Source organism: Bacillus sp. JJ1566, from assembly GCF_036962685.1.
Lineage (GTDB): Bacteria > Bacillota > Bacilli > Bacillales > Bacillaceae_L > Ferdinandcohnia.
Genome location: NZ_JBALOP010000013.1, coordinates 31,957 through 55,319, shown reverse-complemented (window position 1 = coordinate 55,319; position 23,363 = coordinate 31,957). Strand labels below are relative to the sequence as shown.

The window sequence follows — 23,363 nt, the reverse complement described above, 5'->3', positions numbered from 1 at the left end:
TTTATCCACAGATTGTTAGTTGAGGCCCACAGGATGTGGGTCACGAAGACGTTGCCACACGACGTGGCGTTCTTAGTCTTCGTTCACTTTATCTGGCTTTTACTGGCCATTGTCCTCTGTGAGGGCTTAGGCTTAGTGCCAGTTAATGCTGAAAAGTTACCTTTGAAAAATCGTGGCATCAGCCGGAGGCTTTTAACTTTATTCAGCCAGAAAAGGGGGGGCCTTTTTGAATCAAGAACAAACCAATATAAAAACACCGGAGTTTGTTTCTATCCAATTTCAGTTAGCAGGGGTAGGAAGCCGAGCAGCTGCTTTCTTACTTGATACATTCATATTGTCAATTACCAGTTTATTCATTTTACTAGCCCTTTTACTTATTTTGCACGGAGGCTCCGATTTTTGGATGCTAGAAGAATCATTTTTTTCTGGACCAGTTGCCATTGCCATAATTGTTTTGTTCGTATTAAATTGGGGTTATTATTTTTTGTTTGAATTTTTTGCTGGGGGCAAAACAATTGGAAAAAAAGTAGTAGGTATTCGTGTAATTCAAGAAAACGGACATAGTATTACGTTATTATCAAGCTTTATCCGTAATTTTTTACGCATCATCGATTCTTTACCAGCATCCTATTTTTTAGGAATGATCATGGTCTTCTTTCATCCTAAACATAAGCGACTTGGTGACTTAGTTGCAGGTACCATAGTCATACATGAAAGGCGAGCGAAAAAAATGAAAAAAGAAAGCCCACTAGAAAAGGAAATTCTAAGACGCGGGCTGACAAAAAATTCTCTTACCATTGATCAATGGGCATTAAAGTCATTTGGTAACAAGGAATGGAAGCTTCTGCAAACCTATTGCAATCGTTTTTTACAATTGAAGGATGACGTGAAAGACAGAAGAACGAAACAAATTGCAGATATTTTGTTTCCAAAGGTAGGAATCGATGTAGCAGGTAAAACATATGAACAACTAGAAAATGAGCTATTAGTACTATATTTGATTTTACGTGACGAATGGGAATTTGAACTCTAAACTCCTACTTTAGACTGACATCCTGATAATTACAATGTATAATTAATCCCGAAGAACACTATATGAGACCAGCAATTGCAATACATATAGGTACTATTATCTACAAAAGCTAGGATAAAGTCGGAAACAGGAGATTAGGAAACATGGACTGGAAGAGAATTTGTATCGGCTGTACACTTACAACTCTATTGTTCGGCTGTTCAGCACAAGCCAAGGAAGTAAAAGTCGAGATTACGGAGGTAGACATGGCCACAGAAGAAATCATTGCTACAACCAATAAACCTTTACCTCTTGACAATTCCGAAAAACGCATAAACGAAATTACACATGTGATGATCCATTTTATTAGCAACGCAGCACTCAAACCTGAGGATCCATATAATGTAGAGGATGTATATTCAATATTTGGGGAATACGGCCTTTCGGTACACTATCTGATTGATCGCGAGGGAGAAATTTATAGTCTTGTTCCAGAGGATAGGGTGGCTTATCATGCTGGAAAAGGAAGCTTGCCTGATTTTCCTGAATACGAAAACAAAATGAATCAGTATTCGATTGGGATTGAGCTTATCGCAATGGGAACAAAAGAAGAGATGACAGCGATTATCGATGAAGGTGTATACAACCAAATCGATCCTACACTTGCAGGGTACACAGATGCCCAATTTCAATCATTGCAGTTGTTAGTCGATAATATTTTGAAAAGAAATCCATCCATTCTACGAGACAGGCGACATGTGATTGGACATGATGAATATGCACCAGGTAGAAAAACAGACCCTGGCAAACTATTTGATTGGTCAAGAATCGGATTTTAAGCGAAACCTTATCTTTGTGATAAGGTTTTTTATTTTAAAATAGTTTGAAAATATTCCGAATTTTTCTTATAATGAAGTTGTTTACATGCTTCGTTTTATACCTAAAAAAGGGGGAAAACAATTTGTACGTTCCTTTGCTTTTATCTCAATTTTTAGATCGAGCGGTCAAACTTTATGGAGAAAAAACGGCTTTAATTGATGATGACAAAAGCTTTACGTATGCAGAAGTAAACGAAAGAGTGAATCAGCTTTCACGAGGATTAAGCCATCTGGGTGTTAAAAAAGGAGATCGCGTCGCTTATTTAGCTCCGAACTCGTCTGAAATGTTTGAAGGTTTTTATGGAGTCTTTCAAATCGGTGCCATTATTGTTCCATTAAACACAAGGTTAATCCCATCAGATTATGAATACATATTAAACCACAGTGAAACGAAGGTTTTGTTTGTAGACTATGAGCTTGTAGGACTCATTGAACCGATTCGGGAAAAACTAAACACGGTTGAAAAAATTATTGTCCATGGTCGAGAGGATGACACAGAATGGACGCTGTCCTATGAGGAATGGCTCTCACGTTTTGAAAAAGCTCCAATCGAACGCGCAGAGATGGATGAAAACGACATTGCAACACTATTATATACAAGTGGAACTACAGGAAAACCCAAGGGTGTTATGCTCTCACATCGCAGCAATTACCTCCATGCATTAACAACCATGCATCACCTTCGTGTATCAGACCGTGATACACTACTTCATATTTTACCAATGTTTCATGTCAATGGCTGGGGTTCACCTTTTTACTACACGGCTAATGGAAGCACACAGGTTTGCTTGCGAAAGGTAAAGCCTGAGGAGATTTTTAGAAAAATTGATTCATATAAAGTTACGATTATGCATATGGCTCCGACTGTTCTAAATACTTTATTGCAATATGCAGCAACAAGTGGGTTTAGAAAACAAGAACAAGATATTCGAATTGTCGTTGCTGGCTCTGCACCTCCACCGGCATTTGTAAAACGAGTTGAAGAGGAGCTTCAGTGGGAATTTATCCAAGTATATGGCATGACAGAGGCCTCACCGCTTATCACTACCTCTATCATTCGAGATACACAGTACGATGTTTCAAAAGAAGAAAAATATCGCTTAAAAGCAAAAGCCGGATATGAATATATTGGGGCAGAGGTCCGTGTTGTCAATGAATTTGGTGAAGATGTAGCCCAGGATGGGAAAGAAATTGGTGAAGTCATTGTACGCAGTAACACAGTGATGGAAGGATATTTGAACAATAAGGAAGGTACGGACGAAGTAATTCGAAATGGTTATTATCATACTGGTGATATGGCGTTTATAGATGTAAATGGGAATATTGAAATCGCAGATCGTAAAAAAGACATTATTATCAGTGGTGGGGAAAACATCTCTTCGATTGAGGTCGAAAGCGCTTTATACGATCATCCTGCTGTTTTAGAGGTTGCGGTCATTTCCATTCCTCATGAAAAATGGGGAGAGACTCCACAAGCGATAGTAGTCAAACGAGAGGGACATGATGTAACTGAAGAGGAGCTAATCGCATTCTCACGGACCCGTCTCGCGCATTTTAAAGCACCAACAAAGGTTACCTTTAAAACCGAACTACCGAAAACTGCATCCGGAAAAATTCAAAAAGTACACCTGCGTAAAGAATACTGGCAGGAAAAAGAAAAATTTATTAACTAAGAGAAACCCCAAGTCCTATTAACGGAGTTGGGGTTTCTTTAGGCACCAAGCCTATTCTCAATATTTTTACTTTTTGCGAATGTCCAATTTACTAAAAAGATACCTATAAAAATGAACAAGGCTCCTGCATAAACAAACCATTCAACAACCTCTTTTAATAGCACCCATCCTGTAAGAACCCCAAAGAATGGCGCAAGAAATAAGAATGCAGAAGTTTTCCCAGGATCACCAGTATTAATTAAATAAAACCATATAGCAAATTGAACAATTGATGCCATGATTGCAAGCCATAAAATGATAAATATGGAAGTAGCAGTAATTGTTATGGCAGGTGACTCAAGGGTAAAGCTCATTAATAGGAGAAGAATGCCACCAAAAAGCATTTGATATGCAGTTAATACCCAAATATTAAAACGTTGGCCCCATTTTTTAATTAATACTGTACCAATGGACCAGGATATTGATGATCCTAAACCTAGTATGATTCCAATTTCTAGATTAAGATGAAAACCAAGAGTGATGAATACACCTACGAATCCAACGATTACCCCAATCCAATGAAAGATACGATAGCGAATGCCAAGAAAGACCGTACTTAAAATAACAACGAGTAAAGGGTTGCTAAATGTGAGGATAGAAGACTCACCTGCAGTTATCGTCCGTAGGCTTAAGAAGATACAGCCCATCACACCTGCTGTTTGAAAAAATCCGATTGTAAAAATGCGTACCCAATCTAGAAGTTGTTTTGGATGTGGTTTGTTCCTTATAAATAAAGCCATCAGAATACCTGCAATTGTAAAACGTAATCCAACCAGAAGAAGTGGCGATACATATTCCAACCCGATTTTCCCAACCGCAAAAGATGATCCCATTAACGCAGTAGTGGCCAAAACAAGTAAACTGAGGAGGAAAGGATTCATTTAACTACTCCCACTTTTTTCCTTATCATATCATAAATTCAAGTTACAAATATACGAATTTCAACCAAATTGTAAAGAAAAAGGCAAGCTACAATGTGCTTACCTTTTTTCATACATCAATGAGAATTTACGATACTAATTGAATATCCTTCTACGCAAGAGCTGGGATTCGTAATAAATATTGAAGTCTAAAAATTAACCTTCTCATGAAAATCGTAAGTTTTACGAACGTATAATACAACTCTGGGAATAAGCGAAATAGAATACTCAATGTATATCCCTCCACATTGATTTTTAGTGAGAAAATACTCCCACGGGATTATTGTTTACTAACCCGAGAAATATCATGTGTACAAGGTATGTTTTAAACTGTACACTGGAAAGATAAACTAGAACAAAATTCATTTGGGGAGGAAAATGGCATGGAAAAAGTAAAAGTTGGAGAAATTTTTTCAATTAGTGACGAAACAGGTGAAGACCAAGAAGTTGAGGTACTTGGAGTCGTAACGATTGAAGGGATTGAATATGCAGCAGTGGGCTTTCTTGAAGATTTAGAAGAGGAAACCGAGGAGGATATCGATATTTTCTTTCTAAAAATTGATGAAGAAGGAGATTTTTCAGCAATTGAAAGTGATGAAGAATTTGAAAAAGTATCCGCAGCCTTTGACGAAATTTTCGATGAGGAATTAGACGAAGAATAATACGAGAGCCCTACGTTAAGACGTTAGGGCTTCTTTTCATTAAACCTCTTTTTTTCTTCCATTATCCCTTATGATTTTACAAAATAGTTCAATTCTATTCAAAAACAAACTAAATTCATATAAAATAAACGTTATAGCCTAATAAAATTTTCCACTAGAGGAACCATCAACCTGATTTAAACTTATCTTTTTGATATGAAAGCATCAGAATGTTTATATTAAAGAGGAGGAAAAAAGTATGAAAAAAGCATTGTTAAATGTAGATTATACAAATGATTTTGTTGCTAGTGACGGAGCATTAACTTGTGGGGAACCTGGTCAAGAAATTGAAAAGGATATTGTTCGCATTACGGAAGAATTTATTTCAAATGGGGATTTTGTTGTATTTGCAATTGATCTTCATAAAGAAGGCGATGAATTACATCCTGAAACTAAATTGTTTCCACCTCATAATATTGAGGACACATCAGGTAGATTGCTCTATGGGGATTTGCAAAGAGTGTTCAATGAGCAACAAGAAAATCCAAATGTAAATTGGATGGATAAAACAAGATATTCTGCTTTTGCAGGCACGGATCTCGAAATAAAATTGCGTGAACGTGGTATCACTGAGGTCCATATAGTTGGTGTTTGTACCGATATTTGTGTCCTTCATACAGCTGTTGACGCGTATAACCGTGGATTTAAAATTGTTATTCACAGTTCTGCTGTGGCAAGTTTTAACCAGGCAGGACATGAGTGGGCACTCGGACATTTTAAGGATTCAATCGGCGCAGAAGTTCGCTAAAGACTTATCGCACGTATTTTTGGAGGTAATTTTGGATGAATAAACATTATAACGATGACAGCATTGCACTACATACAGATTTATATCAAATCAACATGGCAGAAATTTATTGGCGTGAAGGATTACATAACCGAAAAGCCGTATTTGAGTTGAATTTTAGGAAACTACCTTTTGGAAATGGATATGCTGTTTATGCAGGACTTGAGAGGGTGATTCACTTTCTTGAAAACTTCTCATTCAGTGAAACAGATATTTCCTATTTAATGGAAGAGGGATATAAGGAGGATTTTCTTGACTATCTTAGGGATCTTCGATTTACAGGTACGCTTCGCTCGATGAAGGAAGGAGAAATCGTTTTTGCTAATGAGCCTCTTCTTCGTATTGAAGGTCCAATTTGTGAAGTAGTCTTATTAGAAACCCCCATTTTAAACATTATCAATTACCAAACTCTGATTGCGACAAAGGCCTCACGAATTAAGCAAGTTGTTGGTGACCAAACCGCAATGGAATTCGGTACAAGACGTGCTCAAGAAATGGATGCAGCTATTTGGGGAACTAGAGCTGCCTATATTGCTGGATTTGATTCAACCTCGAATGTTCGTGCTGGCAAATTATTTGATATTCCTATTTCAGGCACACATGCACATTCATTAGTACAAGCATATAGGGACGAGTACCAAGCATTTAAGCATTATGCAAAGACTCATAAAGATTGCGTTTTTCTCGTGGATACATATGATACATTGAAATCCGGTGTTCCGAATGCAATTAAAGTTGCGAAGGAAGAAGGAGACAATATTAATTTTATTGGAATTCGCTTAGATAGCGGTGACCTGTCCTATTTGTCAAAAGAAGCACGAAAAATGCTGGATGAGGCTGGATTTAAAGACGCTAAAATCGTCGCATCAAATGATCTTGATGAACATACGATTATCAACCTAAAATCACAAGGGGCAAAAATTGACTCATGGGGCATCGGCACCAAGCTTATTACAGCCTATGACCAACCAGCATTAGGTGCAGTGTATAAACTTGTATCAGTTGAAGATAAAAATGGAGATATGGTAGACACTATAAAAATAAGCGGTAATCCTGAAAAGGTTTCAACACCGGGATTAAAGCGGGTGTATAGAATAATCAATAAAAATAGTCAGAAATCCGAAGGTGATTATATTACACTCGAGCACGAAGATCCGCAAAATGAGAAAAGACTGAAAATGTTCCATCCGGTTCATACCTTTATAAGTAAATTTGTTACGAATTTTGAAGCAAGAGAATTGCAGCATACGATATTTGATAATGGAAAGCTTGTATATGAGATTCCGACTTTACAAGAGATTCGTGCGTTTTTGAATGAAAACCTAGAACTGCTTTGGGATGAGTATAAGCGTACGACGATGCCAGAGGAATATCCAGTCGACTTAAGTCAGGAATGCTGGAATAATAAAATGAAACGAATTGAAGAAGTAAAGGAAAATATTGAAGAAATGATTGGGAAGATTAATGGATAAAAGTTTGTTGCGAAACAACTTTAATGGAGGGAACTTTCATGAGTATTCAGCAACAGATTATGAAAGAATTACATGTTAAACCCACTATTGATCCAAAAGAAGAAATTAAACGCAGGGTTCATTTTTTAAAAGATTATCTGTTAAAAAGTAAGACGAATGGATTTGTGTTGGGCATTAGTGGTGGTCAGGATTCAACATTAGCGGGAAAGCTTTGCCAATTGGCGGTTGAAGAACTTCGAAACGAGGGGCAGGATGCGACCTTTATTGCTGTTCGTTTGCCATATCGTTTTCAAAAGGATGAAGATGATGCCAAGGCAGCATTATCATTTATCAAGCCAGATAAAGCGATAACCTTTGATATTGCTACAACAGTTGATGCGTTTGTGACTGAGTACAAGCAATCGACTTCCGAAGAAATTAGTGATTTTAATAAAGGAAATGTAAAGGCAAGAGAAAGAATGATTGTGCAATATGCGGTTGGAGGAATGCATAATTTATTAGTGGTTGGAACAGACCATGCCGCTGAAGCAATCACAGGTTTCTTTACGAAATTTGGGGACGGCGGAGCCGACTTAATGCCATTAACTGGGCTAACCAAACGACAAGGACGCGCCCTTTTGAAGGAATTAGGTGCAGAGGAACGTCTGTATTTAAAGGTTCCAACAGCCGATTTATTAGATGTAAAACCATTGCAAGCTGATGAAACCGAGCTAGGAATCAGTTATGATCTTCTAGATGATTATTTGGAAGGAAAAGCAGTACCAAAAGAAGAAGCGGATAAAATTGAAAAACGTTATCAAATATCCAAACACAAACGACATATGCCAGCAAGCATGTTCGATGAGTGGTGGAAATAGTAATAGGCCTGTTTCTGAATAGTAGGAACAGGCTTTTTTGTTGAAAGATAAGAACTCAGCTTTAAAAATATGCGTTTCAGTGTGGTTTATCTTCGTCTCTTTTTTGAATCATCTACAGCTTTCTTTTTCACAATACGTTCTAGCTCAATCTGGACATGGACATTTCTTTCGTCGATATCCGTTATTTTGGTAACTTTGCCTTTTCGTCCTTTTATTTTGACCACTTCATCAACGGAAGGTACATTTTGCACCAGCTGTGTTAATAAGAGATTTTTGTTTTCAAAGTAATGAACAACATACATGTGTATCACCTCATAAAAATTCATAATAAGAGCCCAAATATTTACTCGATAATATATGTGTGAAATTTTTTTTGGTTCATAAAATTTTATTAGGAGGGGAAGGCAATGGATATAAGAGAATACAAGAGTACTGACGAAGTTAGTTGGGTGCGCTGCAGGGTGTTATCATTTTTAGACACAGCGTATTTTGATAATGTACTACGGGAAAAAGAAAAATACGAAAATCCATCAATCGAATTAGTAGCGGTTGAAAATGGCCTTGTTGTAGGATTATTGGACATTGAATATGAAATTGAGGAAAGAACAGTTTGCTCACGAGGTAGTGGACTTGGCGGCATGATATGGCATATTGCAGTTCATCCTGATTATAGGAGGGAGGGAATAGGCGGACAGTTGCTCAGAAAGGCAGAGCAAATAGCAAGAACAAAGAATTTAAATCGATTTGAAGCGTGGACAAGAGATGACAAATGGGTCCAAAATTGGTACGAAAAAAGAGGCTTCCTGAAGGTAGATTCCTATTTGCATGTATACCTGGAGGGGAGTGAAGATCTTGAGAGTAAAATTTCTGACCTAAAACCAGTCTATACCTTTGCACATTATGTAGGTAAGGACCGTAAAATGATAAAAGACAAGTTTAATAGAGTACATGAATGTGCATGTTATGAAAAGCATCTGTAGTTTAATGTAATATCATTATGTAAACTAATAAAAAGAACATACAAATTTTCTAATTGTACATTCTTTTTCTATCATTGTAAATTTATATCTTTTATTTAGATGTCATCCCTCCAGATACTATAAATTTCATTGCATCCTCAGGTTTGACATCAATAATTTCTACTTCATCCTTCGGAATAAGGAAGGTGAATCCGGCAATTTGGAAGCTTTGCTGAATATAAACAGCCACATAGTCCTTCAATGGATCATAAAAACTTTCCACATCTTCAGTCGTAATAAAACCAATAGCTTTTACATCCGTTCCAGGAATCGTCACAAGAGCAACCTTTGAAAAGGACTTCTTTTCTCCAAGAAATGAATTAAATGTATCTTTGATAACAGAGTATAAGGTTTTAATTAACGGGATTTTTTCTAACAACCTGTCAATTAAACGAAAAATAGCCCCCGCAAATACTCTCGTTGATAACCATCCTAAGATTGTAATGACAACAAACGTAAGCAATAATCCAATTCCAGGTATATAATCCTCTCTAAAATAAGGCTTGAGGAAGTTCCCCAAAATTCCATCTAAAAACAAAAACACTTTAAAAACCACATACACAACTAAAATAATTGGAACAATTGTTAAGATTCCATTAATAAAATTTCTTAAAACGCTTTTCATATCATATTTCTCCTTATTTCCCTATTAGCTAAAAGTCTGTGCTGCTTAAAGATTTTACACCATTGCCCAACAAGAATTCAAATGACAATGGTTCTATTTTTTATTAATAGGAATTAGGAGTAATAAAAAGGGCAAAGCTTAAATCTTTCAGCTCGCCCTTTTATCAACCATCTTTATTTGATTCGGTTCAGGTAATAATAGATTCATAATCGCTGCAACTAGAACAATTAGGATTGAAATGTAAAGAGATAAGTCGTAATTGCCATATTTACTAAATAAAAATCCTGGGATAAAAGCACCTAATGCGGAACCTATTTGATGGCTAAGAGACAAAAATCCAACAATAAACCCAATTGAAAAGTTTTTAAAATATTGAGTTAGCAATAGTTGAGTTGGTGCTACTGTCGCAAAATCAACGAATCCAAAAATGGCCGCAAATATCAACAACAACATAGTGTTATGAGAGAATACTAAAATGCCTATTGATAAAGCACGGGTAAAATAAATAAACACTAGTAGCTTACGGCTGCTCCAATAATCTATGATAATACCAGAAAGCAAGATGCCTATAATATTACAAGCTGCTAAAATACTTACTGCAGTACCCGTCACTGTAGATGAAAAGCCATGGTGATGGGACAAAGGAATTAAATGCGTATCCATCAAACCAGTTGTTGTAAACCCACAGACAGCAAATGGTAGCATTAAAAACCAAAATTGACGCATTTTAAAAAGAGTTTTTAGTGAAACAGATTTATTTTCGGATTCTCTCTCAGCTTCATTTTCCTCATTCGGTTTTCCGCCCAAAGGCTCCAGCGCTTTTTCATCCGGATGATTGCGTAAAAAGAAAAGAACGACAGGGAAAACAATGATAATTAACAAGGCCCCTAAAATAAAAATCGTTGTTCTCCAATCAAACCATTGAATTAACATAAGGGAGCCTGGGACAAGGAGCATTTGTCCAAACCCAAAGCCGGCTTCCATAATTCCCAACGCAAGACCACGTTTTTTATTAAACCAATTGGTAATAAGAACCGTGCCAGCAACGTTAGATGCGCCACCAACACCAACTGATACTAGGGAATAGAGGATGAATAATTGCCAGGCTTGTGTAACAAAAGTGATTAAAAGGAAACTAATGCCTACAATAAAAGTACTAATTGATAAAATGAGGCGCGCACCATACCGGTCTATTAATCTTCCAATAAAAGGCTGCGATAACCCGTAAATGACAAAACTTATTGTCGAAATAAGTGAAGTTGTTGCCCTGTCCATATGTAGGTCCTGTTCCCATGGCTCCACGAAGGCACCAAACGCAAGTCTACCTCCTTGAACAGCTAAGAATGCGAGGAAGGTAACAAAAACAATAATCCACGCATAATGAAATTTTCTCATCATTTAAATCTCCTTATTTAGTTATAAAAAAAGGCAATGGGCCTTTGATATCGGTCAATGATAATAATGTTATAGTAACAAACCTTTATCAGATTTTTCAATTCTTTTTTAATAGTGTTAAAGAAATCCTTGGCAATAGCCCTTCCTTTCATAAAATCACTACATATTTTATTAGTATAGTTCGAATGAAAAGGAGGGGAGTGTTATGAGCGAGAAAAGAGGGTTAGGTTTTTGTATGCCTGGCTATAGATGGTGTGGCCCAGGCTGTGGTGGATCTGGTCCACCCACAAACATGGTAGATTCATGTTGTATGAGACATGACCTATGTTATAGACGATATGGCCCATCACGGGAATGTGACTTGGCTTTTATGGAGTGTTAACGACAACAGAGAAATCGATATACAAAAGAGGGAAGAGATGCTGCCTTTTTTTATAATGTGATGAGATTTAAAAATTTATTTAGAATATAAAAAGGTGCCAATCAATTCCCGCAAGAATAGGGGATTGGCACCTTTTTTCAATGTTAGGCTGTTCCTAATGTAACACCTATTTTTTTCAAATACTGGCGATATGCGATACTCATGCGGTCTGATTTTAATGAAAGCTCTACTTGTAAATCCAATGGAAGATCTTCTGGCTTTTGATTTTCAACAATTGGCTTGTCCTGCGCAAAAATCATATCTTGGAACTTTACTGTTTCTTCATCAGACGTTCCAGTGTCATAGTTAAAAGAAATAATTCCATGAGCAATTGATTTTTCTTCGGTAACCGGTTGAATCATAAGTATAATTGACATTTTATTATCATTATCTGGGTCTCTCTTCGTAAATTGAACAACAAGAGGATTGAAAATTTCGTATGTATAATAAACGTCCTTAGCAACCCCAGTTCCGTCTGGATCTGGTTGGAAGATCGCAATTTCATCAGAATAGATACGCTCTTCATCCTGGTGAACATAATAATCACTAATTACAGGTTTGTCTTCAACACCCAAATAGCCTACGTGAACAAAAGCAAGGTGACCAACATCTAGGAAATTTTCAACAACCCTAGGTGGCTTTGCATTGATTTCTGTTTGTCCCCATAAGACATTGTGATAGCCTTCATCAAGAAATGGGCGATATGTAAACATTTTTGGATTGTTATTATTTAAATTCACCCATACGTAACCATATTCTTCTCGACAAGAATATTTAATCGCCTTGGCTTTTAATGGGATCTTTCTTCCTTCAGGTAACTGTGGAATTTTTGTACAATCTCCCTCAGCATTATATTCCCAACCATGATATGGACAAACGAGCTGACCATCCTTAACACAGCCTAGTGAAAGTGCAGCACCACGGTGTATACAAAGGTCTTTAAATGCATGAATTCCTTCTTCGGTTCTAAATAAAACGATTCTTTCACCTAATACAATCACTTGTTGTGGCTCTTCTTTAATAGTTTCAGCTCTTGCTGCAACTACCCATTGATCTCTTAATACTTGGTCTTCAACTAACATGAGCAATCCTCCTTGTATCTTCGTTTCCTCATTAAATTTTATATAGAAAATCTACTAAAGTCAATAAAAACCGAACATTTATTATGGTTAAATAAAAAATATTCGTATTTTGTATTTACATTTTAAAAAACCTTCTTTATAATGCAAAATATGTTATACAACATGTTAATAGTGATATTAATTTTTTCTTAATTAAACATTATTAACCAGAGATTTCTCTGAAGAAGCCATTTATAAATAGTATATTTCAGAATATTGGAGGAATAGTAGTGGAACATCATTCACAAAATCCGAACTTAACTGTTGGAGTTAATGACAAAATTAGTGTTGGTAAGTCTCTTTTACTAGGTTTTCAGCACGTACTTGCAATGGATCTTTATATCGCGCCAATTATTATTGCGGGGCTGCTTGCATTAAACACAATGGATACAACTTATTTCATTCAAATGTGTTTTCTTGCGGCTGGTATCGCTACACTCATCCAAACAATCGGCGGTTTAAAATTACCTGTAGTTCAAGGTCCTTCATATGTACCAATTGGCGCTCTTGCGGCAATCGGTGGTAAGCTTGGATTAGGAGCTGTATTTGGAAGCTTAATACCAGGTGCTCTATTAATTGCAATTTTAGGTTATCCATTAAAAGTATTTGCAAAAACAGTTAGGAAAATTATACCTCCATTGGTAGGAGGTACAGTAATTGTTATTGTGGGGATTTCATTAATGCCAAGTGCGTTCAATAGCATTTACACTTCTCCAGGAAATGTCGGACATAATGTGTTGGTCGCTGCTGTTTCAGCAGGGGTTTTATTGGCTTTTATGTTATTAGGTCGTAAAAAATCAGGATTTGGTACATTTTTTAGGTTAGTTTCTGTTATTTTGGCGATTGTAATCGGAACAATCACTGCATCATTCTTTGGAAGTGTAGACTTTTCTGCTGTAAATGATGCAAAGTGGATTTCATTACCAAGCTTCTTTCCATTTGGACAACCTGTTTTTGATCTTCAAGCAATACTAACAATGGTATTTATTTATATGATCATTTTAATTGAAACAACAGGTACTTGGTTTGTTGTATCGACAGTTACGGGTGAAGAATTGGATGACAGACGTTTGAATCGTGGATCTGTTGGTGAGGGGCTTGGCTGTTTTGTAGGTTCTTTAGTAGGGGGAACACCAGTGACTGGTTATTCTTCGAATGCCGGTATTCTCGCGATTACTGGTGTTGCTAGTCGTATGGCAATTATTGCAGCAGGGATTATCTTAATTGTTCTTGGATTAATTCCAAAGCTTTCTGCAATTATTACCTGTATTCCTCAGCCTGTAATTCAAGGTATTTTTGGAGTTGTCTGTGTTGCAATCGTAATGAACGGTCTAAAAGTTATTCAACATGTTACAATTGATGATCGCAATATGATTGTTATCGGTGTTCCTATTCTTTTAACAGTTGGAACAGTTGTTTTACCAAAGGATATTCTTTACAGTGTTCCTGATTTTGCTAACTACATTCTTTCTTCTGGTACTGCTGTAGGGGCAATTGCAGTGTTAATCCTTAACTTGCTCATACCTGAAGAAAAGAAAAAAACAAAAACTGAATCCTTATCGTAATCGTAACCGCCATCTAGTATTAGCTAGGTGGCGGTTTTAAAATGAAAAGACCCTCAATTTCATGCTTGAAACTGAGAGTCTTTGATCATTTTCGATTATGCAGTTACTGCTTCAGATGGTTCTTCTAATTCACTTGCAGGACCAAAGAATTCAAAGTGAATATGTTCCGATGATACTCCCCATTCTTTTAATGAGCGATACATCATTTTCATAAATGGTACCGGTCCACAGAAGTAGAAGTCAGCTTCTTTTGTTCCAACAGTTGCTTTTAACCAATCAAGATCAATAAAGCCTTCCTTATCAAAATTCATGTTCTGACGGTCTTGGTCAGTAGGAGCAGAATAAACAACAAAATTTTTCACATTATCATGCTTTTCTGCAAGTGCTGCAACCTCATCTTTTAATGCGTGAACCTCACTATTAAGTGCCCCATGTATGAACATAACTTCACGCTCAGGCTGTTGCTCAGCAATCGTGTTTAACATGCTGACCATTGGTGTTAATCCAACACCACCACTTAATAAAATAGCAGGAGTTTCTTTTGCTTCAAGAACGAAGTCACCGGCAGGAGCACTTACAGTGATTACATCGCCTTCATTCATTTCTTGATGCAAGTAATTTGAAACGACACCATGCTCTTCACGTTTTACACTAATTCTGTAATAGTCTTTACCAGGTGCATCTGAAAGGCTATAGTGTCTGATATGTGTATATTCATCACCCTCAGGCTGAACTTTAACTGTTAAGTATTGACCTGCTTGATAGGATGCAATTTCTTTTCCATCCTCAGGTTTTAAATAGAAGGAAGTAATGACCTCACTTTCTTTTACCTTACGTTCTACAACAAAGTTCCTGAAACCTTCCCAGCCACCAGGTTGTTCTTTTGCTTCTTTATACATTTCTTGTTCAATACCGATGAATGCATCTGCAATCACACCGTATGCTTCAGCCCATGCATTGATTATCTCATCAGTTGCTGCATCGCCTAATACTTCTTTAATGGCTCCTAGAAGATTTTCACCGACGATTGGATAATGTTCAGGTTGAATTCCTAATGCACGGTGTTTTTGTCCAATTTGTTTTACAACTGGAATAATCGCACCTAAATTATCAATATTAGCAGCTGCCGCGTATACAGCGTTTGCTAAAGCAGTTTGTTGACGACCTTGTCTTTGATTTGCATGGTTAAAAATATTTAATAATTCCGGATTATTAGTAAACATACGCTTGTAAAATGCAGTTGTAATATCTTTTCCATATTTTTCTAGAACTGGTACTGTGCTTTTCACAATTTCAATTGTTTTTTGACTAAGCATTCAATAACGTCCTTTCCAAAACCAATATTTTAAATACATGTTTATAATATAATGACAGTGCAAATAAAAGATACCCTTTGAATACATCTTTTGAAAAGTTGTCACATTTTCAGTAAAAAATCGTCTTACGTGCTATACTTATAGGGGACTCATCAATATAAGGAGTTTTAAAATGAAGTTAACAAATTACACTGATTATTCCTTACGTGTTTTAATGTATTTAGCGATGAAAAATGAAGAAGAATTATGTACCATACAAGAAATAGCAGAAGCTTACAATATATCAAAAAACCATTTAATGAAGATTATTCATCATTTAGGAAAACTAGAATATATCAAAACCATTCGTGGACGAAATGGTGGATTTAGGCTGGCTAAGCATCCAAAGGATATTAATATTGGGGAAGTCGTGTCCAAAACAGAAGACGACTTCAATATCGTTGATTGCTTCAAAGAAGGAGGAGGCTATTGCTCCATTTCACCATCCTGTAAACTAAAGCATGCACTCTACGAAGCATTACAGGCTTTCATTAATGTGTTATATGGATATACGCTAGAGGATCTTGTCACAAACAAAGGTGAACTTGTACGACTAATTCAGGTACTAAATGAAGAACAGTCTTAAGAAAATCATATTCCAAAATGTTATCTCAAAAAAGCATCTAATTTCTGATGCTTTTTTAATTTTGGAAAAATTAAAATTTCTAGTTGACAATTATTCAGATAATTCATATTATTTATTTAGATTGTATACAATCTTATTAATGTATACATTATTTTCAAATATCTAATTTGTAAGTTAGAGGTCAAAGGAACTACAATTTTTACAAAAAAAGCCACTTATTTAATTGACAGAAAATTCTTTTTACCTTAGTATTGTACACAAAATATAAAATGTACACAAAGGTTGAGGGACAATATATGGAGCAAAAGAAACTAAATTTAAATGAAGTAGCTTATCAATCGCTAAAAGAAATGATTTTAAATGGTGAGCTAAAACCAGGTGAAAAATTAAAAGAAGTCAAGCTTGCAAAACTTTTACAAACAAGTCGCACACCAATACGTGATGCGATTCGAAGATTGGATCAAGAGAATCTGGTTAAAGTATATCCTTCTCAGGGTGCACATGTAACGATGCTTAGTAAAAAAATCATTACTAATCTATACAATTGTAGGGCAGTTCTTGAAGGCTTAGCAGTAAGAGAGTCCATTCAAAACATTTCCAAGGAGGACTTATTGTTTATTGATGAAAGCATCTATCTAGCTAGAAAATATTATTCAGAAAATGACATGAAAAAAACCTTAGAAAAAAATACAATTTTTCACGATGTACTGATTGAATCAAGTAAAAATTTACCACTCATCCAAATGATGGAGAATATTCGAACTCAAATTTTACGTTATCGAACAATAACTAGCTTTGTAGGATTCCGAGAGAATTTTATTAATGAGCATTTTGAAATTTATCAAGCCGTATCAAATAAAGAATCCGAAAAAGCAGAATTATTAATGAAACGACATATTTTGCATGACCTTGAACACATGTTAGAAAAGCTTGAAGATAATCGCTACTTCAATAGTTAAAAAGGAGGATAAGGAGATGAAAATACCAAATGAGGTTAAAGTAATTGAAATCGGACCCCGAGATGGATTACAAAATGAACCGACATTTTTGGAAACTGAAAATAAGATTAATTTGATAAAGAAACTAGTGGACAGTGGATTTAAAGAAATTGAAGCTACATCATTTGTCCATACGAAGTGGATTCCGAATTTACGAGATGCAGAGGAAGTAATTGCCGAAGTGAAAGACCTACCAGCTACATTTTTTGCATTAGTACCCAATGAGAGGGGTTATGAAAGAGCTGTTAAAAGTGGCATTGATGGTGTTACGTTTGTCCTTTCAGCAACTGACTCACATAGTAAAAAGAATTTAAATCGGATAACAAAAGAGTCCATTGATGAACTATCAACTTTAGTCCAAAATGCAAAACAAGATAAAATCCAATATAGAGCATCAGTCTCTACTGTATTTGGATGCCCTTTTGAGGGAAGTCCTGGGCTAGATCGAGTAATCGAAATAGTTGGTTCGCTGAAGGAGATTGGATTTAATCGAATTGGCCTTTGTGACACAATTGGAGTAGCTAATCCATTACAGGTGTTTAACTGGATGACAATACTTAAAGAGAACTATAATGAAATTGAATTTGAACTGCATTTCCACGATACGTATGGAAGAGGGTTAGCGAATGTAGTAGCCGGAATCCAGGCTGGAGTGTATGCATTTGATAGCAGTATCGGTGGGTTAGGAGGGTGTCCTTATGCACCTGGTGCTACTGGCAATATATCTACTGAAGATTTGGTTTTTCTCTTAAACGAAATGAATATTGCAAACGGTATCAACACAAATAAAATGTTAGAAACCTCTCGTACACTTAGTAGATTTTTTAATAAAGAACTAGATAGCAAGATTTGGTCATTAAATAAAATCGGTTGATTCGTGTATTAACTTAGTTCACTAGGAGTTTTTGAATAAAATGAAAAGAGTGAAGCCAATTGAAAAAGAAAATTTTAATTACTAGAAGGCCTCCTGAACATGTTTTAGAATTGCTGAACGGAGAATTTGATGTAGAAATTTGGGATTCTGAAGAAGAACAAATCCCAAGAAAATTCCTTTTAGATAAGATCGAAGACAAAGACGGGCTACTTTGTTTATTAACGGAAAAAATAGATCATGAAGTTTTAGAAAAAGGAAAAAGGCTGCAAATCATTAGTAACCTAGCTGTTGGTTATAACAATATTGATATTCCAGAGTCTACATCAAGGAAAATTATGGTTACACATACTCCAGGTGTATTAACTGAGACCACTGCAGACTTAACCTTTGCTCTTATGATGGCTACATCAAGAAGATTAATTGAAGCCTCTAACGTTTTGAGAGAAGGTAAATGGCATACTTGGTCCCCAATGTTTATGACGGGTATGGATATCCATTCTAAAACCTTAGGAATCATTGGCCTTGGTGAAATAGGAGCAGCTGTAGCAAGACGAGCAAAAGGATTTGAAATGAACCTTTTATACCATAATCGAACTCCAAAACCTTCATTGGAAAAAGAGTTAGGAGCTCAATCTGTTAGTAAAGAGGAATTACTCGAGAACTCTGACTTTGTATGTATTTTAACTCCATTAACAAAAGAAACGGTTAATCTCATAACTTTAAAAGAACTTAAATTAATGAAGAAAACGGCTATTCTTATAAATACTTCTAGAGGAGGCATTGTCAATGAAAAAGATTTGTTTGAAGCTTTGTCAGAAGGAGAGATATGGGCTGCAGGCGTAGATGTATTTCACCAAGAACCTGTGCCTATAGATCATCCTTTGTTGCAATTACCAAATGTTGTAGCACTACCTCATATTGGAAGTGCAAGTATTCAAACAAGAACGAAAATGTGGGAACTTGCTGCTCATAACCTTCGTTTAGGTTTAAAAGGAAAGGTTCCACCTAACATCGTTCCTGATCAAATAATAAAGCAAATATAAAGATAGGTGGTAATTATTAAAATTGTCATCGCAACAGATTCAGGCAGTGTGACAGCTTTGGAAGCCGCCATTCAATCGAAAAAGGAATTAATAATTATCTTCCATCTGCAGAAACGGTTTTGTTTCCGATTGCAGATGGAGGAGAAGGAACCGTCGATAGTTTAGTCAATGCCACATCTGGAAGAAAAATAATGTATTTGTTCGAGAACCATTAGGTAATTCCATTATAGCGGAGTATGGGATACTTGGTGATAACGAGACTTGTATCATCGAAGTTGTTAGTTCATCTGACCTAAATTAAGTTATAGAGTACACAAAATTGAACTAAAAGATGGAATGAATAAAACACCTACATTACTTGAGCAAAAAGCTGAACAAATGGCACGAACTATATTTTATCGTCCTTTACAAACAAATCGATAAATTCTTTTATAAGATAATTAGACAATTTTCTATCTTTAATTGTCGAAAGATTAGGATTGAAAATAATTATCTGAATTGTTAAAATCCAATTAACCTATTTTTGTATACAATTCATGAAATGAATACATTATTAAGAATTTTCATGATTTGATTGGAGTTGGTTATTTTACTTTCATACATATGTAAGCGCTTCAATAGAAAGGAGATACAAAGGCTTATGAATACTAGCAATCTACCATTATCGGGTGTCAAGGTATTAGAGATGGGTACATTAATTGCTGGACCATTTTCTACAAGAATTTTAGCGGAGTTTGGTGCAGAGGTTATCAAAGTAGAGCTTCCTAAAAGTGGAGATCCATTAAGAAAATGGAGAGTCATGCATAATGGGACTTCTCTATGGTGGTATGTCCAGTCTAGAAATAAGAAATGCATTACAGTTGATGTTCGTACTGAAGAAGGATTAGAGGTAATCAAGAGCTTATTGAAGGAATGTGATGTATTTGTTGAAAATTTTCGTCCAGGTACAATTGCAAAATGGGGTTTAACACCTGAAATATTAGAGGAATTAAATCCGAACCTCATTGTAAGTCACATTTCCGGATTTGGTCAAACAGGTCCTTATAGTGATCGTGCTGGTTTCGGATCAGTAGGCGAGGCAATGGGCGGATTGCGATACTTAACCGGGTATCCAGATCTTCCTCCAGTAAGGGTAGGTGTGAGTATTGGAGATTCAATTGCTTCTTTATACTCAGTTATTGGAATTTTAATGGCCCTTTATCATCGTGATGTTAAAAATGGTGGCGGTCAGGAAATTGATGTCGCTCTTTACGAAGCAATATTTAGCTTGATGGAAAGCCTAGTGCCTGAATATGACAAGAAAGGCGTAATTCGAGAACGAACCGGATCTATTTTTCCTGGAATTGTTCCGACTAATGTCTATAAAACAAAAGACGAAAAATATGTAGTGTTAGCTGCCAATGGTGATAAGATTTTCCAAAGATTATTAAAGGTATTGGGAAGAGACGAACTTGTAGGGGACGAGAGATTCCTTACAAATGATTTGAGAGTTCAACATCAGGAAATGATCGAATCAATGATAGCAGAATGGGTTGGACAAAAAATACTTAAAGAATGTCTTGATATCTTTAATGAAAATGCGATTCCTGCTGGAACAATATACAATGCTGAGGATATTGTGAACGACCCTCATTATCAAGCAAGAGATATGATTCTTGAAATGGAGCATGAAGATATCGGGAAAATGAAGGTACCCGGCATAGTACCAAAACTAAGCAAAACACCAGGACAGATTAATTGGCTTGGTCCAAAAATCGGCGAACATAATGTGGAAGTTTTAAAGGAAATAGGCATATCAGATGCAATGATCGAGGAAATGTCAAATAAAGGTGTTATCTAGAGGTTTACTATTCAATTAAAAAGGGGTGGTTGAATGACTGGCCCACTTAAAGGGTTAAAGGTCTTGGATATTGCCACAGTCTATGCTGCACCATTTGCAGCTGCATTATTAGGAGATTACGGTGCCGAGGTTATTAAAGTAGAGATTCCGGGAAAGGGTGATCCAGTTCGAGGGTTTCAGCCAATGAAGCAAAATGAATCAATACCATGGGCAACTGTCTCGCGCAATAAAAAAACTGTTACCCTTGATCTTCGAAAAGAAAAAGGGCAAGAAGTATTTTTGAAATTGTTAGCTAACCAAGATGTATTATTCGAAAATTTTCGTCCCGGGACACTTGAAAAATGGGGAATAACAATGGAGCGTATGCGGGAAGTGAATCCTAATATTGTTATTGTCCGAATTAGTGGCTATGGACAAACAGGTCCAAATCGGGAGCTTGCAGGTTTTGGGACTTCTGCTACAGCATTTAGCGGCTATACGTATATAAATGGAGAACCAGACCGAGCACCATTATCACCTCCGATATCGCTCGTTGATTATGTGGCTGGGTTATTTGCAACAATTGGAGCTGTTGTAGCTCTTTATCACCGGGATGTATATGGTGGGGAAGGACAAGAAATTGATGTATCCCTGTATGAATCCATGTTCAAGATGCTAGATGTACTCGTCGCTTCATATGACCAACTAGGCATCATAACGGAAAGACAAGGAAGCGATAATAGTTTAGCAGTTCCAGTGGGAACATTTCTAACGGCTGATAAGAAGTGGATGGTTCTAACTACCAGCACTGATAGGACATTCTATCGGTTAGCTAAAATTATGGGAAGAGAGGATATGATTACCGATTCGAACTACTCTACCAATAAAGCCCGGGAAAAACGCCGGTCAGAAATAATGAGTTTGGTGGCCGACTGGATCGGAAAATTTACAGCAAAAGAACTTCAAGAACTTTGCGATAAAAATGGAGTCCCCATTTCTCCCGTTTATTCAATGGAAGATATCTTTAATGATTCCCAGTATCAATCACGACAATCTATCATCGAGGTTGAACATGCAACCTTTGGAAAGATAAAGCTCTCTGGCGTGATACCAAAGTTCTCTAGAACCCCAGGTTCAGTAAGTAAAACAGGTGCTAGCATAGGAGAACACAATATGGATGTATACTCACAGCTTGGCTATACACATGAAGAAATTGAAGCTTTAATAAAGGAGGGTATCATATGAAATGGGAAATCAATGATTTTATCAAAATTAAAGATGTTGGTCCCCGGGATGGACTTCAAATGGAAAGGGCATTTATACCAACTGAAGAAAAAATTAAGTTGATTAATCGTTTATCAAAAACAGGCGTACATTCTATTCAAGTCACTTCTGTCGTTCATCCGAAAGCTGTACCTCAATTAGCAGATGCGGAGATCGTCATGAAAAATATTGAACGTCAAGAAGGAGTGACTTACAGCGTCCTTGTGCCCAATGAAAGAGGAGCTGAACGAGCTGTTCCGATGCAGGCAAATGAATGGGAATTAATGCATTCTGTCTCTGATTCCCATAGTCGGGCCAATGCGAATAAAAGTGTTGATGAAAGTTTGAAGGAACATGAAAAAGTAGTTCAAATTGCCCATCAACATAATGTAACAGTGCAAGGTGGGATGGCAACAGCACTAGGCTGTCCTTTTGAAGGGAAAGTTCCTTTTGAACGTGTGCTTTATACAGCAGAAGCTTATCATTCTATGGGAATTCGGCATATTGGTGTTGCTGATACGATAGGTTGTGCAGATCCATTGCTTGTCTATGAAACAATGAAAATGCTGATCAATCGGTTCCCAGATGTGGAATTTAGCCTTCATCTTCACAATACAAGAGGCATGGCACTAGCCAATGTGTTAGCAGGGATTGAGGCTGGAGTATTATATTTCGATTCTTCAATTGGTGGTTTGGGTGGCTGTCCTTATGCACCTGGTGCTACAGGAAATGTAGCAACAGAGGATCTTGTACACATGCTCAACCTAATGAACCTTCAAAGTGGTACTAATTTAAATAAACTTCTAGCTATCTCAAAGGATGTTGAAAGATTAGTAGGACATAAATTAGAAAGTACCATCTATAATGTTGGGCCAGCATACCAAACTCATGCTGCGCCAGAAACACAAGAAAAAATAGGTAATTAAAAGAAAAGGGGGAA

The 23,363-nt window shown here is 36.5% G+C and carries 24 protein-coding genes; 18 read left to right on the top strand and 6 right to left on the bottom strand.

The features are described 5' to 3' along the window. The first annotated feature begins 226 nt into the window (after positions 1–226). From V7112_RS06655 to V7112_RS06645, 3 genes are all read left to right on the top strand, one after another. Complete coding sequence (locus V7112_RS06655) at positions 227–1,033, top strand: RDD family protein (RefSeq protein ID WP_335416981.1); 807 nt, start codon at positions 227–229, stop codon at positions 1,031–1,033. 143 nt (positions 1,034–1,176) lie between these two features. Next, a complete protein-coding gene (locus V7112_RS06650) occupies positions 1,177–1,851 on the top strand; it encodes an N-acetylmuramoyl-L-alanine amidase (RefSeq protein WP_335416979.1) in 675 nt (224 codons plus the stop codon). A gap of 71 nt (positions 1,852–1,922) precedes the next feature. After that, positions 1,923–3,563, top strand: coding sequence for a long-chain-fatty-acid--CoA ligase (locus tag V7112_RS06645; protein ID WP_438823868.1), 1,641 nt, complete (start codon positions 1,923–1,925; stop codon positions 3,561–3,563). Positions 3,564–3,601: 38 nt separating this feature from the next. Here V7112_RS06645 and V7112_RS06640 read toward each other — a convergent pair whose 3' ends face one another. Continuing rightward, positions 3,602–4,483, bottom strand: coding sequence for a DMT family transporter (locus V7112_RS06640; RefSeq protein ID WP_335416975.1), 882 nt, complete (start codon positions 4,481–4,483; stop codon positions 3,602–3,604). A 422-nt stretch (positions 4,484–4,905) separates the two neighbouring features. On the opposite strand from V7112_RS06640, the gene V7112_RS06635 reads away from it, so the two are divergent. The 4 genes from V7112_RS06635 (at position 4,906) to nadE (ending at position 8,339) form a co-directional block, all read left to right on the top strand. Then, complete coding sequence (locus V7112_RS06635; RefSeq protein ID WP_335416973.1) at positions 4,906–5,184, top strand: DUF1292 domain-containing protein; 279 nt, start codon at positions 4,906–4,908, stop codon at positions 5,182–5,184. Positions 5,185–5,422: 238 nt separating this feature from the next. Next, positions 5,423–5,971, top strand: a complete 549-nt coding sequence (locus V7112_RS06630; protein ID WP_335416971.1) for a cysteine hydrolase family protein — start codon at positions 5,423–5,425, stop codon at positions 5,969–5,971. A 35-nt stretch (positions 5,972–6,006) separates the two neighbouring features. Further along, positions 6,007–7,482 (top strand): nicotinate phosphoribosyltransferase, encoded by a 1,476-nt coding sequence (locus V7112_RS06625; protein ID WP_335416970.1) that lies wholly within the window; start codon positions 6,007–6,009, stop codon positions 7,480–7,482. 38 nt (positions 7,483–7,520) lie between these two features. Continuing rightward, the gene (nadE, locus tag V7112_RS06620) at positions 7,521–8,339 is read left to right on the top strand and encodes an ammonia-dependent NAD(+) synthetase (RefSeq protein ID WP_335416968.1); all 819 of its coding nucleotides are present in this window, start codon (positions 7,521–7,523) and stop codon (positions 8,337–8,339) included. Between the two features lie 86 nt (positions 8,340–8,425). Here the strand turns inward: nadE and V7112_RS06615 are convergent, their stop codons facing one another. After that, positions 8,426–8,641 (bottom strand): hypothetical protein, encoded by a 216-nt coding sequence (locus tag V7112_RS06615; protein WP_335416966.1) that lies wholly within the window; start codon positions 8,639–8,641, stop codon positions 8,426–8,428. Between the two features lie 105 nt (positions 8,642–8,746). On the opposite strand from V7112_RS06615, the gene V7112_RS06610 reads away from it, so the two are divergent. After that, positions 8,747–9,319: a GNAT family N-acetyltransferase gene (locus V7112_RS06610; protein ID WP_335416964.1), complete on the top strand. Its 573-nt coding sequence runs from the start codon at positions 8,747–8,749 to the stop codon at positions 9,317–9,319. 91 nt (positions 9,320–9,410) lie between these two features. Here V7112_RS06610 and V7112_RS06605 read toward each other — a convergent pair whose 3' ends face one another. Next, complete coding sequence (locus tag V7112_RS06605) at positions 9,411–9,983, bottom strand: DUF502 domain-containing protein (RefSeq protein ID WP_335416963.1); 573 nt, start codon at positions 9,981–9,983, stop codon at positions 9,411–9,413. Positions 9,984–10,130: 147 nt separating this feature from the next. Continuing rightward, on the bottom strand, positions 10,131–11,381 hold the full coding sequence (locus V7112_RS06600; RefSeq protein ID WP_335416961.1) for an MFS transporter: 1,251 nt from the start codon (positions 11,379–11,381) through the stop codon (positions 10,131–10,133). Between the two features lie 202 nt (positions 11,382–11,583). Here V7112_RS06600 and V7112_RS06595 point away from each other — a divergent pair, with 202 nt between their 5' ends. After that, complete coding sequence (locus V7112_RS06595; RefSeq protein ID WP_335416959.1) at positions 11,584–11,760, top strand: hypothetical protein; 177 nt, start codon at positions 11,584–11,586, stop codon at positions 11,758–11,760. Between the two features lie 143 nt (positions 11,761–11,903). Here V7112_RS06595 and V7112_RS06590 read toward each other — a convergent pair whose 3' ends face one another. Next, complete coding sequence (locus V7112_RS06590; protein WP_335416957.1) at positions 11,904–12,881, bottom strand: aromatic ring-hydroxylating dioxygenase subunit alpha; 978 nt, start codon at positions 12,879–12,881, stop codon at positions 11,904–11,906. A 269-nt stretch (positions 12,882–13,150) separates the two neighbouring features. Between V7112_RS06590 and V7112_RS06585 the strand changes: the two genes are divergently transcribed. Then, positions 13,151–14,485: a uracil-xanthine permease family protein gene (locus V7112_RS06585; RefSeq protein ID WP_335416955.1), complete on the top strand. Its 1,335-nt coding sequence runs from the start codon at positions 13,151–13,153 to the stop codon at positions 14,483–14,485. A gap of 95 nt (positions 14,486–14,580) precedes the next feature. Here the strand turns inward: V7112_RS06585 and hmpA are convergent, their stop codons facing one another. Continuing rightward, entirely contained in the window at positions 14,581–15,801 is a 1,221-nt protein-coding gene (gene hmpA, locus V7112_RS06580; RefSeq protein ID WP_335416953.1) for an NO-inducible flavohemoprotein, read from the bottom strand. A 172-nt stretch (positions 15,802–15,973) separates the two neighbouring features. Between hmpA and V7112_RS06575 the strand changes: the two genes are divergently transcribed. From V7112_RS06575 to V7112_RS06545, 8 genes are all read left to right on the top strand, one after another. Next, positions 15,974–16,426 carry an RrF2 family transcriptional regulator gene (locus tag V7112_RS06575; protein WP_335416950.1) on the top strand — a complete coding sequence of 151 codons (453 nt, stop codon included), beginning with the start codon at positions 15,974–15,976 and terminating at the stop codon, positions 16,424–16,426. 296 nt (positions 16,427–16,722) lie between these two features. Continuing rightward, the gene (locus V7112_RS06570) at positions 16,723–17,385 is read left to right on the top strand and encodes a GntR family transcriptional regulator (protein ID WP_335416948.1); all 663 of its coding nucleotides are present in this window, start codon (positions 16,723–16,725) and stop codon (positions 17,383–17,385) included. 16 nt (positions 17,386–17,401) lie between these two features. After that, positions 17,402–18,298: a hydroxymethylglutaryl-CoA lyase gene (locus V7112_RS06565; protein ID WP_335416946.1), complete on the top strand. Its 897-nt coding sequence runs from the start codon at positions 17,402–17,404 to the stop codon at positions 18,296–18,298. Positions 18,299–18,357: 59 nt separating this feature from the next. Further along, positions 18,358–19,341, top strand: coding sequence for a 2-hydroxyacid dehydrogenase (locus V7112_RS06560; protein WP_335416944.1), 984 nt, complete (start codon positions 18,358–18,360; stop codon positions 19,339–19,341). A gap of 119 nt (positions 19,342–19,460) precedes the next feature. After that, positions 19,461–19,556: a glycerate kinase gene (locus tag V7112_RS23820; RefSeq protein ID WP_438823867.1), complete on the top strand. Its 96-nt coding sequence runs from the start codon at positions 19,461–19,463 to the stop codon at positions 19,554–19,556. Between the two features lie 425 nt (positions 19,557–19,981). Beyond that, positions 19,982–21,181 carry a CaiB/BaiF CoA transferase family protein gene (locus V7112_RS06555; protein ID WP_335416942.1) on the top strand — a complete coding sequence of 400 codons (1,200 nt, stop codon included), beginning with the start codon at positions 19,982–19,984 and terminating at the stop codon, positions 21,179–21,181. Positions 21,182–21,214: 33 nt separating this feature from the next. Beyond that, a complete protein-coding gene (locus V7112_RS06550; protein WP_335416940.1) occupies positions 21,215–22,405 on the top strand; it encodes a CaiB/BaiF CoA transferase family protein in 1,191 nt (396 codons plus the stop codon). Then, a complete protein-coding gene (locus V7112_RS06545; protein ID WP_335416938.1) occupies positions 22,402–23,349 on the top strand; it encodes a hydroxymethylglutaryl-CoA lyase in 948 nt (315 codons plus the stop codon). Before V7112_RS06550 ends, V7112_RS06545 begins: the two co-directional genes overlap by 4 nt. Positions 23,350–23,363 lie beyond the last annotated feature (14 nt).

Excerpts from the sequence above, each read along its gene's own strand:
- V7112_RS06635 (WP_335416973.1), top strand. The coding sequence starts at position 4,906 with ATGGAAAAAGTAAAAGTTGGAGAAATTTTTTCAATTAGTGACGAAACA.
- V7112_RS06565 (WP_335416946.1), top strand. The coding sequence starts at position 17,402 with ATGAAAATACCAAATGAGGTTAAAGTAATTGAAATCGGACCCCGAGAT.
- V7112_RS06575 (WP_335416950.1), top strand. The coding sequence starts at position 15,974 with ATGAAGTTAACAAATTACACTGATTATTCCTTACGTGTTTTAATGTAT.
- hmpA (WP_335416953.1), bottom strand. The coding sequence starts at position 15,801 with ATGCTTAGTCAAAAAACAATTGAAATTGTGAAAAGCACAGTACCAGTT.
- V7112_RS06570 (WP_335416948.1), top strand. The coding sequence starts at position 16,723 with ATGGAGCAAAAGAAACTAAATTTAAATGAAGTAGCTTATCAATCGCTA.
- V7112_RS06650 (WP_335416979.1), top strand. The coding sequence starts at position 1,177 with ATGGACTGGAAGAGAATTTGTATCGGCTGTACACTTACAACTCTATTG.
- V7112_RS06610 (WP_335416964.1), top strand. The coding sequence starts at position 8,747 with ATGGATATAAGAGAATACAAGAGTACTGACGAAGTTAGTTGGGTGCGC.
- V7112_RS06615 (WP_335416966.1), bottom strand. The coding sequence starts at position 8,641 with ATGTATGTTGTTCATTACTTTGAAAACAAAAATCTCTTATTAACACAG.
- V7112_RS06640 (WP_335416975.1), bottom strand. The coding sequence starts at position 4,483 with ATGAATCCTTTCCTCCTCAGTTTACTTGTTTTGGCCACTACTGCGTTA.
- V7112_RS06645 (WP_438823868.1), top strand. The coding sequence starts at position 1,923 with ATGAAGTTGTTTACATGCTTCGTTTTATACCTAAAAAAGGGGGAAAAC.
- V7112_RS06605 (WP_335416963.1), bottom strand. The coding sequence starts at position 9,983 with ATGAAAAGCGTTTTAAGAAATTTTATTAATGGAATCTTAACAATTGTT.
- nadE (WP_335416968.1), top strand. The coding sequence starts at position 7,521 with ATGAGTATTCAGCAACAGATTATGAAAGAATTACATGTTAAACCCACT.
- V7112_RS06545 (WP_335416938.1), top strand. The coding sequence starts at position 22,402 with ATGAAATGGGAAATCAATGATTTTATCAAAATTAAAGATGTTGGTCCC.
- V7112_RS06550 (WP_335416940.1), top strand. The coding sequence starts at position 21,215 with ATGACTGGCCCACTTAAAGGGTTAAAGGTCTTGGATATTGCCACAGTC.
- V7112_RS06555 (WP_335416942.1), top strand. The coding sequence starts at position 19,982 with ATGAATACTAGCAATCTACCATTATCGGGTGTCAAGGTATTAGAGATG.
- V7112_RS06625 (WP_335416970.1), top strand. The coding sequence starts at position 6,007 with ATGAATAAACATTATAACGATGACAGCATTGCACTACATACAGATTTA.
- V7112_RS06590 (WP_335416957.1), bottom strand. The coding sequence starts at position 12,881 with ATGTTAGTTGAAGACCAAGTATTAAGAGATCAATGGGTAGTTGCAGCA.
- V7112_RS06595 (WP_335416959.1), top strand. The coding sequence starts at position 11,584 with ATGAGCGAGAAAAGAGGGTTAGGTTTTTGTATGCCTGGCTATAGATGG.
- V7112_RS06630 (WP_335416971.1), top strand. The coding sequence starts at position 5,423 with ATGAAAAAAGCATTGTTAAATGTAGATTATACAAATGATTTTGTTGCT.
- V7112_RS06600 (WP_335416961.1), bottom strand. The coding sequence starts at position 11,381 with ATGATGAGAAAATTTCATTATGCGTGGATTATTGTTTTTGTTACCTTC.